The 16,830-nt window shown below is 39.7% G+C and carries 17 protein-coding genes and 1 pseudogene; all 18 read right to left on the bottom strand.

Going from position 1 to position 16,830, the window contains the following annotated elements; genetic code table 11:
• Window positions 1–83 precede the first annotated feature (83 nt).
• The 18 genes and pseudogenes from V7266_RS00295 to iolE all read right to left on the bottom strand — a co-directional run bounded on the left by V7266_RS00295 (window position 84) and on the right by iolE (window position 16,646).
• Window positions 84–656, bottom strand: coding sequence for a YdhK family protein (locus V7266_RS00295; protein WP_335465131.1), 573 nt, complete (start codon window positions 654–656; stop codon window positions 84–86).
• Between the two features lie 270 nt (window positions 657–926).
• A complete protein-coding gene (locus V7266_RS00290; RefSeq protein ID WP_335465129.1) occupies window positions 927–1,856 on the bottom strand; it encodes a cation diffusion facilitator family transporter in 930 nt (309 codons plus the stop codon).
• A 163-nt stretch (window positions 1,857–2,019) separates the two neighbouring features.
• Window positions 2,020–2,388, bottom strand: a complete 369-nt coding sequence (locus V7266_RS00285) for an ArsR/SmtB family transcription factor (protein ID WP_335465127.1) — start codon at window positions 2,386–2,388, stop codon at window positions 2,020–2,022.
• 355 nt (window positions 2,389–2,743) lie between these two features.
• The gene (locus V7266_RS00280; protein ID WP_335465125.1) at window positions 2,744–3,736 is read right to left on the bottom strand and encodes a glycosyltransferase family 2 protein; all 993 of its coding nucleotides are present in this window, start codon (window positions 3,734–3,736) and stop codon (window positions 2,744–2,746) included.
• Between the two features lie 80 nt (window positions 3,737–3,816).
• Window positions 3,817–3,953 (bottom strand): annotated as a pseudogene (locus V7266_RS00275) (DUF6044 family protein); the annotation flags it as partial.
• A gap of 5 nt (window positions 3,954–3,958) precedes the next feature.
• Window positions 3,959–4,561: an undecaprenyl-diphosphatase gene (locus V7266_RS00270; RefSeq protein WP_335465124.1), complete on the bottom strand. Its 603-nt coding sequence runs from the start codon at window positions 4,559–4,561 to the stop codon at window positions 3,959–3,961.
• A gap of 15 nt (window positions 4,562–4,576) precedes the next feature.
• Complete coding sequence (locus V7266_RS00265; protein WP_335465122.1) at window positions 4,577–5,758, bottom strand: MGDG synthase family glycosyltransferase; 1,182 nt, start codon at window positions 5,756–5,758, stop codon at window positions 4,577–4,579.
• A 165-nt stretch (window positions 5,759–5,923) separates the two neighbouring features.
• The gene (locus V7266_RS00260) at window positions 5,924–6,871 is read right to left on the bottom strand and encodes a glycoside hydrolase family 43 protein (RefSeq protein ID WP_335465120.1); all 948 of its coding nucleotides are present in this window, start codon (window positions 6,869–6,871) and stop codon (window positions 5,924–5,926) included.
• 187 nt (window positions 6,872–7,058) lie between these two features.
• Window positions 7,059–7,652, bottom strand: coding sequence for a DedA family protein (locus V7266_RS00255; RefSeq protein WP_335465118.1), 594 nt, complete (start codon window positions 7,650–7,652; stop codon window positions 7,059–7,061).
• A 1-nt stretch (window position 7,653) separates the two neighbouring features.
• Window positions 7,654–8,349 (bottom strand): polysaccharide deacetylase family protein, encoded by a 696-nt coding sequence (locus V7266_RS00250; RefSeq protein ID WP_335465116.1) that lies wholly within the window; start codon window positions 8,347–8,349, stop codon window positions 7,654–7,656.
• 13 nt (window positions 8,350–8,362) lie between these two features.
• Window positions 8,363–9,724 (bottom strand): sensor histidine kinase, encoded by a 1,362-nt coding sequence (locus V7266_RS00245; RefSeq protein WP_335465114.1) that lies wholly within the window; start codon window positions 9,722–9,724, stop codon window positions 8,363–8,365.
• Between the two features lie 4 nt (window positions 9,725–9,728).
• Complete coding sequence (locus V7266_RS00240; protein ID WP_335465112.1) at window positions 9,729–10,433, bottom strand: response regulator transcription factor; 705 nt, start codon at window positions 10,431–10,433, stop codon at window positions 9,729–9,731.
• Window positions 10,434–10,592: 159 nt separating this feature from the next.
• On the bottom strand, window positions 10,593–11,366 hold the full coding sequence (locus tag V7266_RS00235) for a cytochrome c oxidase assembly protein (RefSeq protein WP_335465110.1): 774 nt from the start codon (window positions 11,364–11,366) through the stop codon (window positions 10,593–10,595).
• A gap of 194 nt (window positions 11,367–11,560) precedes the next feature.
• Window positions 11,561–12,133 (bottom strand): putative ABC transporter permease, encoded by a 573-nt coding sequence (locus tag V7266_RS00230; protein ID WP_335465109.1) that lies wholly within the window; start codon window positions 12,131–12,133, stop codon window positions 11,561–11,563.
• 135 nt (window positions 12,134–12,268) lie between these two features.
• Window positions 12,269–12,868, bottom strand: coding sequence for an NADPH-dependent FMN reductase (locus V7266_RS00225; RefSeq protein WP_335465108.1), 600 nt, complete (start codon window positions 12,866–12,868; stop codon window positions 12,269–12,271).
• Between the two features lie 275 nt (window positions 12,869–13,143).
• Window positions 13,144–14,178, bottom strand: coding sequence for a Gfo/Idh/MocA family protein (locus V7266_RS00220; protein ID WP_335465107.1), 1,035 nt, complete (start codon window positions 14,176–14,178; stop codon window positions 13,144–13,146).
• A gap of 98 nt (window positions 14,179–14,276) precedes the next feature.
• Window positions 14,277–15,704: a sugar porter family MFS transporter gene (locus V7266_RS00215; protein WP_335465106.1), complete on the bottom strand. Its 1,428-nt coding sequence runs from the start codon at window positions 15,702–15,704 to the stop codon at window positions 14,277–14,279.
• Window positions 15,705–15,731: 27 nt separating this feature from the next.
• Complete coding sequence (gene iolE / locus V7266_RS00210) at window positions 15,732–16,646, bottom strand: myo-inosose-2 dehydratase (protein ID WP_335465105.1); 915 nt, start codon at window positions 16,644–16,646, stop codon at window positions 15,732–15,734.
• Between the last annotated feature and the right edge of the window lie 184 nt (window positions 16,647–16,830).

Genomic DNA, 16,830 nt, shown 5'->3' with positions numbered 1-16,830 from the left:
ATATTGCAAAGGAAAAAGGGATTGCACGCAACCCCTTTTTCCTAAATCATATATAACATTTTTTCATACAATTCCTGAATTAATTATTTAGCAGAAAGTTCACTTTCTGTTACCCACTGATGATTGGTGACTTTATCTCCGCCAGTAGTTGGAGTGTAATCAACCATATATACCGTTGTTTTTTCTGCTGAATCGATGGTACCAGCCGCACCTTTCATACCATCCATGTGGTCTGCTTCTATGGTAACTTTTGTTCCAGGTTCTAATGTTTGGTCACCAGCATCTTTAATTTCTTCTTGAATAACCCATTTATGATTTTTTACCGGTTCTCCCCCTGTAGTCGGTGTATAGGTAACAGCATAAGCAATCGTATCATATGCTCCTACAATGGTTGCTTCTGCACCGTTCATGCCCTCCATATGATCTGCTTTTATAATGGCTTGGCTTCCTACTTTATAGGTTGGGTTCTCTGCTTTTTTTAATCCTTCCGGAACTTTACCTGAACCAGAATGGTCCATATCACCCATGTCCATACTTTCATGGGCTGTATTCGAACTTTTATCAGAGCTCTTTTCATTACTATTATTAGAGCAAGCCGCTAGCATGAACATGAATAACAAAGAAACAATTCCAAACAACCATTTATTAGTTTTCATTTTAAAACCTCCTAAATTTTGTTACAAATCTATCCTACTATAAAAATTTGCAGAAAGTATGGATTTTCATATAACCAAAGTAGGAATGTTTTATCTTTTGGCTGTGGTAAAGGTTATAGTTGATTTTGAAATGATGTTGATTGGAGCGGAAATCAACATCCACGTTTTTAATAAATGTAGAGTTTCATTAATGTACAATAAAAACCTGTCCTTGGAATTAAATAAGGACAGGTTTTTTAACATTTATAGGATCTTTGCATATTGTACTGCTTATATAGTATCAGCTGGTGCTTGGGAACAAGAAAAGGTTCCTTTTTCGATTTGAACGGTGGTGTGTTCAATTCCAAATTGGTCATGCAATTCTTTACTTACCCGCTGTAACAATTGGTCGTTGTCCGTTATATCCGATCGGACAAGGTGCACAGTTAAGGCTGGCTCTGTTGTACTCATTCCCCACACATGTAAATCATGTACTTCCATCACGGTAGGCAGATTCGTTAAATACGTTTTTAATTTTTGAATATCAATCCCATCCGGAACGGCATCCAGAGATAAATTTAAGGATTCACTTAATAATCCCCAGGTCCCTATAAAAATAACAATTGCAATCACGAGACTGACAAGCGGGTCGATCCATTGCCAGCCGGACCATAGCATAATAAAACCGGATACAACAACTCCTAAAGAAACCACTGCGTCAGCAACCATGTGTAAATAAGCACCGCGAATGTTTAAGTCATTTTTCCTGCCAGACATGAATAGGAAGGCAGTAATCGAGTTAATGACAATTCCAATCAGTGCTACAATGATAACGGTCTTCCCAGCAACTGGGGCTGGAGAGGAGAAACGCTGAACGGCCTCCCATGCAATAGCCCCTATGGCTACGAGTAGAAATACTGCATTAAAAAGAGCTGCAAGAATCGAACTTTTCTTAAAGCCGTATGTCCGCTTGATGGTAGGGGCTTTTTTCCCTAACCACACAGCGATCCAAGCAATCACCAATCCTAGAACATCGCTTAAATTATGTCCTGCATCGGCTAGTAGTGCTAGTGAGTCGCCAAGTAATCCATAAATGACTTCTATAATGATAAAGATTATGTTTAAAGTGATACCAACTCCAAAGGCAAATCCATAATTTGCTGGAGTGTGATGATGATGACCATGTTCGTGTGAATGGCCATGATGGTGATGATGACCCATGTTTATCCCCCCAGAGCTCTTAGTGTTAAGTTGCTCTATTCTCTTTCTAAAACGAAAATATTCCGATTAAGGCTAGTCTTTTCTAATCTTTATTTTCCCATTCATCATTTCTCTATTCTTTCACTTTGAAAAGGATTCGTTTCCCTTTGCTTTCACCGTTGTCTTACTCACGGCCAGCCACCTCTTGCTGGTGAGAAAACGCAATATGGATTAATTGTTTGACGTGTTCATCATCAAGGGAATAATAGACAAGTTTTCCCTCTTTACGGTATTTCGCAAGACCGAGGCTTTTCAAGTGACGCAAATGATGAGAAGCGGTTGCAGTTGTGGCGCCGACAATATGAGCGACATCACAAACACATAGTTCTTTTTCAAGCGTTAGGGCAAAAGCAATTTTCAGGCGGGTTTCGTCAGATAGTGCTTTAAAAAGCTTGGTTACATCGAAGATATTTCCTTGTGTGATCTGCTGCTTCACTCGAGTAGTTTTTTCGCTATCGACACAGGTAACTTCGCAAACATCCTGTTCTTTCAACCTTCGTCACCTTCTTTATTCAAATATCCGTTTTATTATATGATATTCAAATGAGCATTTGAATGTCAATAAAATTGTGTGAAAATATTGTGATATTGATAAACCAGTGTATACTACATTATTCAGTAGAGTAAAAAATGTTTTAGTTTAAATTGAGCTATTTATGCCCGCCTTTTCTTAACTTAAGCTACTTCGGACTCCCTTCATGATTATTTACCCAATAATCCTGTCTGAACCTCTACCTACTTCGGACGATTTTGCCTAAAGTTCGGAGGGGGCTTGTCAAAAATTTCGGAATGGGGTCCGTTTACCTGTACCCTTTTAACAAAAAAAAGAACCCAATGGGTCCTTTTCATTATTTAAAAACAGGTTCCTGCAGTTCTTCCTTAAACATCGCTGTGAAACGGTCCACTTCAATTGCGTACCTTGGACGCCGCTTTACTTCACGATAAATTTTACCGATATACTCACCAATGATCCCGATTCCCATTAACTGCAGCCCGCCCACAAACCAGATCGAAATCACTAACGATGTCCAGCCAGACTCAGTATGCCCTAAGAGTTCTTGAACGATCGCGTAGCCGCCCACCAATGCACTAACCAGAACAGCGAGAAAACCTAAAAAGGTAACAAAACGAATCGGCGCTACACTGAAGGAAGTCATTCCATCAAAGGCGAAGGCGATCATCTTTTTCAACGGGTATTTTGATTCTCCCGCCAGCCTTTCTTTTCGATCATAATAGACCTTTGCAGAGGTAAATCCAACTAAGGGTACTAAACCACGCAAAAACAAATTGGTCTCCTTATATTTCAATAGTTCATCCAATGCCCGCTTACTCATCAGCCGAAAATCGGCATGATTTGGGATCAGTTTAATGCCAATCCGCTCCATGAACCGATAGAAAAATAAAGCGGTGTTCCGTTTAAAGAAGGTATCTGTTTCGCGACTATCCCTCACACCATAAACAATATCGATCCCTTCCCAGTATTTCTCAACAAAGGTTTCAATCACATTGATATCATCCTGAAGATCGGCATCGATCGAAATCACGCAATCGGAGTATTGATTGGCAGTTTCGAGACCGGCAATGAGTGCGTTCTGATGACCAACATTGCCGGCTAACTTCAGCCCGGTAACAAAGCTATTTTTCTCGCACTCGCTCTCTATCATGTTCCAGGTTTGATCCTTACTGCCATCATCTACAAATAATAGTTTACTATTTTTTGAAACAAGCGAATCCTCGATTAACTGTACAATTACTTTAGTCAATTGCAACATGGTTTCATTCAATACCGCTTCTTCGTTATAGCATGGAACCACAATCGTTAAGATTGGTTTATTCTTCATCTGAAATTTCCCTCCCTACATGACTTGATAAAGGTAAATTTTCCAGGCTGAATCTTTTTGGTTAAAGGTCTTTTTCAGTTCGCAAACAGTCTTGTAATGGTCTGACTCAGTGCATAGGCGAGCATCGATGGAAAAAGATGATGAAGCCACTGGATCCCGCTGAACTCCGTCCCAAATGCATTCGCGGCAGGCCGTTGATGCTTTGCGGAATAACAGAGATGCCTATCTCTTTCTAAGCATATTAGTCTTTTTCAGGATCGTCCCTTCCACACTCTCATACATCCCAATGGTTCTTTCAATCAATTTGTTCAGTTTGTCTGATTGAACAACTAAATAATGTACTGCCAAGGCAACGCTAACCCCAATCAGCATTCCCGCAGTGACATCCAATGGATAGTGGACGCCTGTCCAAACTCGGGACAAGGCGATTCCTGCTGCTAAAACCAGCCAAATCCAGCCATCACGTTTGATCCAAATCCAAATAGCTGTTGCGATTACAAATGCTGCTGTCGCATGGTCACTTGGAAACGAAGCATTTCTTGCATGGGGAATCAGCCAATTAACATGATGGGCTACAAAAGGCCGGGCCCGGTAATAAAAGTGACCGATCACCCCGTTGAGACTGAGGGCGATACAGACGGACAGGATCACCTCTACGATCATTTTTCGGTTATTAGGTTTTGGATAAAACCAATAAAAAAGAATGGCTGCAAAAAAGAAATACTGGGCCTTTTCGGCTAAAAAAATCATCAATGGGTTTAAAAAACGGTCACTAACGGCCAGATGATTTATGAGTTGAAAAACGGAATAATCTATATGAGACATCTTAATTCTCCTTCCTTATTGTGCACCTGCACGTTGTAATACGGCCGACGAAAGGATGACTTCCGATGCTGCACTTTGCGGCTGCTGGTACAACACATCTAGAATTGCTTCGACGACTGCTTCCTGGCAATCGAGCTCGATCCCACTTTGATAGGAATCGATGGCTTGTTCCCATTCTTTCATTTTTTTAGGATCGTGCAGCACCGTTACTAATTGCTGTTCGATTGGTTGGTCCTGATCAATAACAAATACCAGCTTTTGTTCTTTTAAAAAGCGCATGTTGATTTTTTCCTGTCCTGGGAGCATGGAATGAACAAAGGTAGGAAGCTTCTTGTGCAATGTTTCACTCACCGTTACACCGCCCGGCTTTGACATGATTGCATCCACCTCGTCATAAAGGTCATTCATAGCTGACCTTGAAGAGAGATATGGAAGCGGCTGAATATGTTCAAGATCCCAGGAAAGAATTTCTTCATATAATTTTTTATTTTTCCCGCATAACACGAGATAATCTAATTCAGTTGACTGTTTTAACTCATCCAGCAGCTTACCGATCCCGCCTAAGCCGCTATTTCCACCGGCAATTAATATTTTGGGCCGCGCATGCTGAGTTTTATGAGCCTGGTCGTTCCTTGTAATTTCTCTATGCACAGGAATACCTGTTACCATCATTTGGTGCTTTGGTATCTGAAATTTCTTGAACAGCGTTTCCTTTACCTGTTGGCTGGGCACAAAATGGGCATCAATCCCTGTTTTGCCCCAAACACTATTCACAAAAAAGTCTGTATAGACATTGATGACTGGAATGTGGCATTTCCCTTTCTTCTTTAAAATGCTAAGAAGTTGTGAAGGAAAGCCGTGCGTGCAAACGAGTAAATCAGGTTCTTCCTCTAGCAGCAATTGTTCCAATTTTTTTAAAAATAACGGCTGATACCATTTAAAGGTCTGTTGTTTAGCATCAGGCAAATAAAAGAAATTTTTGTAAGCTCGATTATAGGATTCTGGTGCATAGCGAATCCAATTTAAATAACCGTTGGAAATCATTTTTTCGAGTGACTTATTGGTGTAGCTTAATATATCTATTTTCTTAACTGTAAGATTGGAGGTATGATTTGTTAATGTATCCATTAATGCCTCTGCAACTTGATGATGGCCAGATGGCATTTGTAAGAGTGGTAAAAACAAGATTTTTTTCATTTTGTCCAGCTCCTTACTTTATGTCCTAATTTACTGTACCACTCATTTTTGTGAAAGATGGGTTTTTAATAGATTTTTAATGAAGCGTTCAGAGTTTTTTTAAGTAAAATGGCCCAGTTCAACTTGAACTGGGCTATCATTTTCTTAGGAAAATTCTTTAGATGCCTAATACTCTGATGGCATTTTTTTATAAGATTTCAATCGTTCATATTCTTCCATGGTAATCGTTAAAATGGTTCCATGTTTGTAGCCGTAAGGGAACTTAAATGATTGGTCGGAACGAATAAAGTTTCCTGTTGACATTTTGTCAGCTATAAACGGAACATAACCTTGTTCTTCTGCGGAACAGCCATAAAAATCCAAGAATAAGCACCATCTGCCATCTTCTAGTTTAACTGCTGTTGGAGCTTCATATAGTCCTTCTTGAAGTGCTTCCATGCTTTGATCAAAGTCTTCTATCTTCTCAAATGGTCCCGTTATATTCTCTGATTCCATTAGAATAATTCTAGAAGGATTCTTTTCACTTTTTAAGAATAAATAATACTTTCCCTCTTCCTCATACATGGCAGAATCAATGACTCCACTGTCTTCTTTACGATACAATACTTGCGCTTTGGTAAAATTCACGAAATCTTTGGTTCGAGAATAATAAATTCCCTTTTCCCCGTAGTTATTGCTGCTATGGGAGGATGACCAGTGAATGACGTAATCATCATTCTTCTTATCATAGATCACATCCGGTGCCCACAAACAGCCGAAGTCTTCATCTCCCAGTTTGACCATTCTCTGATCTGACCAGTGAATCAAATCATCAGACTCCCAAAGTACCAGGCATTTGCTTCCGTTTCTGCCGATTTCATCCCATGAATGCTGGTATTGATTCAACATACCGTATGACAAACTTAAGTCTGTTGCTAAAATAACAAATCTGCCTTCTTTTGTCCTTGTAATCGTAAAATCTCTAACTCCTTTATCACCATAATAACTCCATAAAACAGGATTTCCGTCATTTACTTCTTCCCACATAAAGCCATCCTTACTAACTCCGAAGTAAACCTGTTCACCATCCGGTGTTCTCTTTTCCTTAAAGTGCACAAATAAATATGCCTGCATTATTTCCAATCCCTCCAAGGATATTTTTTATAAAAGCTCTTGCACTAGCCATTAGAAACAACTCTCATTTTTTATCCACCATTACTTTTACGACAAACTTTACCTATTTCCTCCAAATCTGATAAATAAAAAAACTGAGCCTATAATCTATCTAAGGCTCAGTTTTTTTATTTTTCTATTTTGATATCTATGATGTTAAACGGGCTCTTTTTCGTTTCCGTAACCATACGTAAGTCATAAATAAGAGAAACGAAGCGATTCCTACACATGGTATATACGCTGGATTAATATAAAAGACCTTTCCTGCAAAAAATCCAGTCGACATAACTGGGATTGTCCATAGAAGTGTGCCTGCTAGGGAGAGCAGCCCAAATTTTCGAAAAGGGATTTGGGTAATCCCGGCAAAATACGGGCTGATTTGCCTTAGTCCTGGCATGTAAAATCCAAATAGAATGGTTTTCTGAACATTTTTTTCGTAGAAACCCACGGCTTTTTTCCAACGTTCATCCGTTATTCCTACATACTTGCCAAACTTTTTAACAAATGGATAGCCTAGAAATTTTCCACAAGAGTACGCGGACAGCATACCGGTAAATACCCCAAGGATGGAGACCACTAAGCTTAATTCAAATGAAAGTTTATGTTCTCCACACAGGATCCCAATGAAGAAGAGCAGAGATTCTTCCGGGGCCGGAATCCCGACGATACCAAAAAATAAGCAGATAAAGATTACGACATACCCATATAAATTAATATAATGCAGGATCGATTCAATAGTCATATTATAATTCCTTTAATGTGATAAATTTCGTCCCCTTATCCATTGCTTCCTTTAAATATATTTCTAGATTTTTAATCATACAGCCTGGTGCATCTTGATCCGCCCCGAGCGTCTCCCCGCAGTCATGGAGCAATAGGATTGCCCCTGGTTCTACTGTTGTCCGCAGCTCCTCCAACAGACCGTTTCTGGCCTTTTCGACCTTCCAATCTCCAAAAATATGCGACCACATAATCTTTTGGTATGGTTTGCTAACGAGCATACTAAAAAGGTTAAAATGCCCCCATGGCGGCCGATAAAAAGTGACCTTTTCATTTGTACATCCCCTTATTGCCAGTTCTGTTAAGGCTAGCTCTCTTTTAATACGAAACGGTGAGCAGATCCAGCTTGAGACATGATGAAAATGATGAATCCCGATCGTATGTCCTTCCTCGCTCATCCGTTTTACGATCTCTGGATAGCGTTGTACCTTACTGCCCACCACAAAAAAGGTAGCTTTAACCTGATACTTTTTTAACAGGTCCAACAACTGCGGAGTATAAATGGGATTGGGGCCATCGTCAAAGGTAATGGCGATAACATCAGACTGAAGCCTTTTCTTGATACCCCAACTATTTATACGAATCAGCACTGTTGGTATGATCGCATAAACTAGTATGAACAAGATCATGAACCCGATGCTTAGCCATAATATCTTCATTATTGTTCCTTTCTCAGCTTTTCGGTAAAAATAATTCCGCCTCTGTTCCTACACCTTCCGTACTGCTGATTTTAATTTCACCGTGATGCTGTTTCATGATATTTTTCGCAATCGCCAGCCCTAGACCTGTTCCCCCGGTTTCGCGGCTTCTAGCCTTGTCCACTCGATAGAATCGGTCAAAGATATTTTTAATTTCATATTCCGGGATGCCGATTCCAAAGTCTTTCACCTTAATGATCGTATTATGTTCATTTTCGTTCAGATACACATCGATTTTGTCTGTACTATATTTAATCGCATTATCAATGATAATAATGATGGCCTGTTTCAACTTTAATTCATCCGCAGTCACCGTAATGGATGGATTAGCGAAGTAAAGGTTGATTTCCCGCTTATAAGCACTTTTAAGTTGTTTAATGATGTTCTGACATAATATAACTAAATCAATTGGCTTGGTATCCAAGTGATTTTCCGATTCAGTATCAGCTAAGTCCAGAAATCTTTCTGTCATTTTTTGAATCCTTGTTGCCTCCGAATGGATGGTTTCAATTGCTTCGAGCGCTTCGGACTCATTACGAATTCCCCGTCTTAATAAATGGTCTGCGTAACTTTTGATTACTGTCAGTGGGGTTTTTAATTCATGGGAAGCGTCGGAAATAAATTGTCGTTGTTTTTCAAGATTTTCTTCCAATCTGCCAATCATCCGATTGAAGGTGACTGCCATTTTTTGCAGTTCGTCTCGTGTATCATGCTGGATGACTATTTTTTTCGGGATGCCGCTCTGCTCGATATCTTCCATGGTATTAATCATATTGGAAATCGGCCTCATGATTAGATTCGATAACCACCGGCCGCCAAGCATTGCTAATAGGGCACCTAAAATGGTACTAGAGATTTGAATCGATAGTAAAACATCCTTTGCCAGTTCTAGTCCCGATAGTTTCTCGCCTATCTCCAATGTCTTAGTCGTTTGACCGTTAGTATGGATAGGGACCCGAACAATTAAAACCTGATCCTCACGATTCTTCTGATGGATGATTTTTCTGACCGCTTCTTTTTTACTAATAAATTTTGGCTTTATTTTTGCTGCCATTTGTTTATCATTCGTTACCTCATTTGTCGTTTTTGAACCTGATTGAACAATCCTAATATAAGAATGCATGGTTAAATAAGGAGTTAATTGGTCTTTTTTTAGGGCAGAGGATTTGTCCAGTTTCATTTCCTTTATCAGGGTATTCGCTTTTTGATAAAGCTCCTGATCTTCCATGTTGACGGTTATTTTCATAAATGAAAAAAAGACAACCGCATTCACAGCCACTAATACACAGAGAATCCAAGCAGTTGTCATGATGTTTATTTTGGTTGTTATCTTCATTTGCTTAATTCTCCTTTATGGTATAGCCAATTCCCCTCACTGTTTGAATAATGGTTGGCTCGGAGAAGCCTTCTTCTACTTTCTTTCGTAAATGTCTGATAAACACATCAATGACATTTGTTTCTCCTTCATATTCATATCCCCAGACATGAAACAGGATATTTTCTCTGGTAACAATTTTATTTTTATTGACCAACAAATAAACCAGTAAATCAAATTCCTTCGGGGTTAGAGTGATGGATGCGTCCCCTCTTGTTACCTCGCGTGTTTCTCGATTTACGGTTAAGTCGTGAAAGGATAAAATAGATTCCTCCGGCTGGGATGCCTTCAGCGCAATGGCATTTTGTCGCAGAGTAGAACGCACTCGCGCCAATAGTTCCTCCATCTCAAACGGTTTGGTTATATAATCATTTGCCCCCTGGTCAAGGCCTGTCACCTTGTCCATCGTTAGGTTTCGTGCTGTTAACAAAATAATGGGAATGAGGTTGTTTTCTTTTCGGACCCTTCTTAACACCTCAATCCCATTCATCTCAGGAAGCATGACATCTAATAGTATTAAATCAGGTTTTTCAGTGAGTGCCGCCTGCAAGCCCGCTTTTCCATCATAGGCGACTACTACCTCGTAACCCTCGTATTCGAGTTCAATTTTTATGATTTTGGCGATTTGACGTTCATCCTCAACAACCAAAATTCGTTGCTGTTCCTGCATTGTAAGCCCCCCTTTTCTAATAAGGTAGAGAAACTTTATTTATTACATCTTCTTCAATTTAGCACTATTTTTTATTAGTTTACTTGATTTAATCAAATTTTAATCTTTTTTTCATAAGGCTGAACTAACAATCATTGGAGACAAAAAAAAGAACAGCCCTTAGCCATTCTCAGTCAAATCACGTTCTACTACTTTATTCTTCAAGCGAGCTGTCAGAAGTAAGGCGAATTTATGCATACCCATCATCAGCACTCCGGCAATGATAAGGTCAACCCTTGTGTTGAATGCTGACGGAAATATGCCGAGCGAACTTAGTCCAGCAGGTGTTATACAAAGAGTTGCCATCATTCCACCTAAGAGCGGGTTGGTTACGCTGCCAAAAAGTCCGCTCAAAATGAGCTGGCTGCAGGCAGGCAGCAGTAAAATTCCACTAAGGAAAGCAAATTGTTTATTCTGTTCCCTTACGATTGGGCGCCATATCATGAAGGATAAAATCAATAGTAAGAACAGATAACTATTGTGAATGAACGGATTTAAGGTTAAAAACGTTAAAACGGCTTGAAGATGATAAAAGAACAACAGGATGGCAAAGGCAACCAAAGCTGCAAAAGGGGATATGCGCAGTTCTTTTATGACCGGCGTGTTCGTTTCTGGAATTCCTAATAAAAAAAGAGGCGGAATGACAAAAAATAATACACTCATCTGAATCATATGCAAGCTGAATAATAGATGATTAAGCGTCGCTAAGGGGCTGCCAATGGTGAGGTAAAATAGGAATAAAGAGAGGAAGAATAATACCGGTTGGGTAGGATGAATTTTGAGTTCTGTTTGCGATCGTAATAATGCAACATAGATAGCACCTATACCAAAAAGACCTGCCATTAATGGAATGTTCCACACTAATTGACCCTCAAATAAAAATACATCGAGCATATACTCTTCCTCCCCCTTGAATCATCCTGATGTACATACGGAGAAAGTCACCTAATAATACCACTTATATGAACTATAGATTATATGATTTCCAGCCCGAAATATTCCCAAAAATACGGGAAACCTTTCGTGAGAAATGTAAAACACCCCTTCCATTATTCACTATAGAAGGAGTGTTTAGATTGGTAATGGTGTCAGGCACCAACGACATCCTGGAGGGTGTGTTTTCGGATTGTGAGGACGAAGTCTGCGAGGAAGTAGAGTCCGACAGCTGACCAGATCCAGGCCCAAAAAGGCTCAATGCTTCCATATAGCGACATTATTCCGGGATGCATCCACCTTATACAAACTAGAGATAAAAAACCCCAGCAGATGGAAAAAGGTAAACAAATATGACCATGCAGCTGAAACGGTGTTTCTGAATAATCCCACCATTGTCTTTGAAATAATTTCTGAAGCAATACCCCGCTAACATACTCAACCAGAGTGGGGATAATAAAACATAGGAGGAGTACATACACCCAATGGGAACCCCGTGGAGTTAAATAAACAAGTAGCACCGGGGCGACCCCATACATGGGTTTAAAGGGACCAAATAAAAAATTCTCCTTAAAAAATTCCCGCTTGGTGAAGTAGTTAAAACTATTTTCAAGCAGCCAGCCAACGAAAGAATAAATCGTGAAATAAAAAAGGATGGCGGCAGCTCCTTCCATCGTAAGTACTTCTACAAGTTGAAGTTCTAAGCCTTTTAACCAACTATGAGTCATGGCTAAACCACCTTTCACGGATAATAATTTCCCGTTTTAGGATTAACCATGAAGATGGTATTTATTCCAGCAAAAAAGGTGCCTGACACCATTTAGGTATCAGACACCTTTATAATAGTTCTAATAGGTAGAAACTTAGTTTCTAATTGTTTTTAATGCTCCGCTCCATGAAACTACTTCATTAAGCATTGCAGTTACATTTGTAAGGTGTAGTTCAGCTGGTTTGAAGACACTGCCGTTTTCGAAGTCAGTGAATAATGACAAAGTTGGGTGTGTACGAACGTCTGCCACTTTTAATTCACCTAAGATGCCGCGTAAGTGTTCAGCCGCACGAGCTCCGCCAGTTGAACCATAGCTTACGATTCCTGCTGCTTTGTCATTCCATGCTTCACGTGCAAAATCAAGAGCATTTTTCAAAGCGCCTGTGATGCTGTGGTTGTATTCTTGAACAACAAATACGAAACCATCTAAGCTAGCTAGTTTTTGATTCCATTCAGCAATCCCTGGTTCTGTACCATCTGTAGTTCCTAAGAATGGCAGGTTGAAGTCTGCGATATCAACGATTTCGTAATTAGCATCGCCGCGTTTGTCAGCAATTCCTTTTACCCATTCGCCTACTTGTGGACTAACGCGTCCTTGACGTGTGCTTCCTAAAATAATCCCGATATTTAACTTTGTCATTTTATTTTCCTCCTCTGGTGTGTTGTTACCAAATAATCGATTTAAAAAACCCATAACTTGCACCGCCTTCTTGATGTTATATCTTAGATGTGAGTATCTCAAAGTTGTTTATTTTTAATTCGAGATAATCATATAATATTGTTTTTATTAAGTCAACAGTTTTTTTTGAGTCGATAATTAATTTCTCTTTCAACTCTTTTTTTCCTCATTCTGAAGATATAACAAAAAGCTCGACAGTTTTACTGCCGAGCTACCAAAATCCAAATTGATCCGTCGATTTCCGCATCAGGCGTTCACCTTCCGCAGGATTGTTTTACGATGCAAAAGAATTAAGCCTTTTGAAGCTGCTTCTCACTATAAAATGCCGGTTTTTCATTAAGGATAATCGCCTCTTTTTGACCTGTTTGCTGTGCCTTTACACATGCATCCGCTGTTACTGCCGCAATATAGCCATCCCATGAAGTTGGTCCTTGAGGCTCGCCCGTTTTGTTGATGGAGTCAATAAAATCCTGGATTTCAACATTATAAGCATCCATAAAACGGTATTTCCAATCATTTAAGATGCTTGTGCTTAGTTTTTCATTCTTACGCATCACGACACTTGAGTATTCAGGTAATTTTGCCACTCCCTCTTCCCCAATGATTTCACATTGAATATCATAGCCATATTTACAATTGACAAACACTTCCACATTCATCACGATTCCGCCCACTGTTTCGATGGTAAATAATTGTGGATCCTGCAGCTTTTCATGTGAGTATTTTGTTTTCCTTGGAAAAACCACTTGCACCGATTTATAGTCATCATTTACAAGCCAGTGAAGCACATCAATTTCGTGGATTAATGTATCTACTACTGCCATTTCCGTAACATAATTTTCATCTACCATTGGATTACGGTGTGCCGCACGAACCATTAATGGCTCACCTATTTCGTAGTTATCAATGGCTTGTTTTAATTGAACATATCCACTATCGTAACGGCGCATGAAACCTACTTGGACTAATTTTTTACCTTGTTTCATTTCTGCTTCCACGATTCTCATACAGCCTTTCGCAGTCGTCGCTAACGGCTTTTCACAAAACACATATTTACCAGCCTCAACTGCAGCTACAACCGTTGCTTCATGGGCAGGCCCCCAGCTTGTAACAATGACAACATCAACATTTTCATCGGCAATGAGTGCTTGATCGTCTGGATAAACGACAGCATCTAATTGATACGTTTCTACCGTTTGTTTAGCAGATTCCTGATTAACGTCCGTGACAGCGACAATTTTTCCACCAGATAATTTATTAGTAATTCGATTAATATGCTCTCTGCCAATTGCACCTGTTCCTACTACACCAAATTTTAAAGTCATGTTGATTCTCTCCTTTATGTTTACGTATTTAATGTGATACACCTAGACAACGCTTTCACTTTTTACCTAATTCGTTAATCATTCACTGTTTGATAAGATTATTGATTGGAAGCTTGTTTATGGCTTTCTTGTCCATGGTTGCGGAAATAACTTTCTAACTGTTCAAGCGACTTTCCTCTTGTCTCTGGCAACACTTTATTCACAAAGATAATGGCGGCAATCCCACACACAGCGAAAATGAAGAAGGTGACCGATAAGCCCACTGCACTTAGTAATATTGGGAAAAACAGCCCAACGAGAAAGTTTGTGATCCATAAGCAGAATACCGTTACACCCATTCCTATACCACGTAATTTTAACGGGAAGATTTCTGATAACATTAACCAGGTTACCGGGGAAATAGCTCCCTGTTGGAAGGCAAGGAAAATAACAGTCAAGCTAAGAACGACAAACGGAAGTGCTGCTGATCCTTTAAGTACTAAAGAGAATACCCCAATGAGGGCAAGTGCTGCCGTTGTTCCCGTCAAGCCAGCAATCAGCATCGGTCGTCGGCCGATTCTTCCTAAAAGCCAGATACCGACAAAGGTTGCTATGACTGAGATGGCACCATTTGCAATATTACCGATTAGTGCTGCATTGGTTGAAAACCCTGATTTTTCAAGAATCTGAGTGCCATAATACATGATGGAATTAACACCAGTAATTTGCTGCACAATGGCAATTCCAATTCCAATCCCGATAATCCGGCGGACCCAAGGTACATTTAAATCCCCAAAGGTTGCGTGCTGAGTCCCTGACTCTTGAGTCATATTCTCTTTAATCTCGTTAAGTTCCGATTCAGCTTGATTTGCTTCTCGTATTTCTTTAAGGACTCTTAGTGCATCCCCCAGTTTTCCTTTTGATGCTAGCCAACGCGGACTTTCTGGAACCGCTAACATTCCAAACCATAAGACCACAGCTGGAAGTGACGCAATCACTAACATATAACGCCAAACATGTGATACTCCATCACCAATTGTATTTCCTAGGATGGCATTGAATACAAATGCTAACAATTGACCGGAAACAATCATTAATTCGTTCTGGGTAACCATTCTTCCCCGCTTCTCAACCGGAGACATTTCCGCTAAAAAGGATGGCACCATGACGGAAGCAGCCCCAACGGCTAACCCCAGCAAGAATCGGAAGACGATCATCACACCAGCAGACGGTGAAAGCGTACAGCCAATTGCGGCAATAAAGAATAGTAAAGCGAGATTTAGAATCATTTTCCGGCGGCCATAACGGTCGGATAAACGCCCGCCAAATATGGATCCAAAGGCAGCTCCAAACAGTAATGAACTGGTAACGAGACCTTCAGTCGCCGGTGTCAGGTTGAGCTGATCAGATTTTGCCATAAAAGGTAGTGCACCGTTAATCACACCGGTGTCATATCCAAACAGAAGTCCCCCAAATGTAGATATAACCGTAATCTTTTTTAAAGCTTTTTGGTAATCACGTGGTTTTTCAATCGCCTGATTACTCATATTTTCCCTCCCCAGGGTTCGTTTTTTTTAAGCTTTAATCAATGAACCATTTTCTAATGGAATTAATTCTTGATTAATATAATTACGGGCTTTCAAGGCATACTCCAACGGATGTGCAACTGAGGGGTCTTGTTCTGCTTCAATGACAATCCAGCCTGAATAATTCGTTTCCAAAAGCTTGTTGTATACTTCTGTAAAATCAATGCAGCCATCACCAGGAACGGTAAACATTCCTGCCAAAAAGGATTGTAAGAAGGACTTTCCTTCTTTTTCACATTGTTCTTTTACCGCTGGACGCACATCTTTAAAATGAACGTGATGGATACGATTGATATGGCTAGTTAATAGAGTCATATAATCAGCATCGGATACAAAGATATGGCCGGTATCATACAGCAAATGAACGTGATTCGGATCCGTGTTTTCCATCAGACGATCAATCTCGGCTAATGTTTGTACGCCCGTCCCCATATGATGGTGAAAAACTAGCTTCAAATCATATTCTTCAGCAATTTTCCCCAATTCATTTAGTCCCTGGCATAACTGATCCCATTCTTTATCTGTGAAGTATGGTTTATCTTCGAAAACATTTTTCCCTGTACCTTGAATACTATAGGTTTGTTCTGATACGACAGCAACAGCTGCGTTAACCGCTTTCAAATACTCGCAATGTTTATGGAAAGCTTTAGAGGCTTCTTCCACACCGTCGCGAATAATAAAACTGCTAAACCATTGCCCTGCTATTCTTAATTTGCGAAGTTGAAGCTCTTTGTTCAATACTTTAGGTTCTGGAAAAAATCCGCCAACTTCTGTTCCATCAAAGCCTGCTACTACAATATCACTGAGTAAGTGGGACAAGGTATTTTCTGCCCCAATTTCGGGGATGTCATCATTGCGCCATCCAATTGGAGCAATCCCCCATGAGATTTTTTTATTTTCCATCGTATAACCTTCTTCCTTATAAAAAGTAGGACTGTTTAACCGGTTGACCCTATTTTATAAATTATGGAGAATCATTGTATTATAAAAAATTGCTATCAAATTATCATTTCTTGCTAAACTTTTATAAGTTTATCAAAAACTAACAAAAAGATATCCACAAAAATGGATATCTTTTAAAAATATG

It is taken from the genome of Neobacillus drentensis, assembly GCF_036965645.1.
Taxonomy (GTDB): Bacteria; Bacillota; Bacilli; order Bacillales; family Cytobacillaceae; genus Neobacillus; species Neobacillus drentensis_D.
The sequence above is the reverse complement of the archived record's forward strand: the minus strand, read 5'-3'. Positions and strand labels throughout refer to the sequence as shown.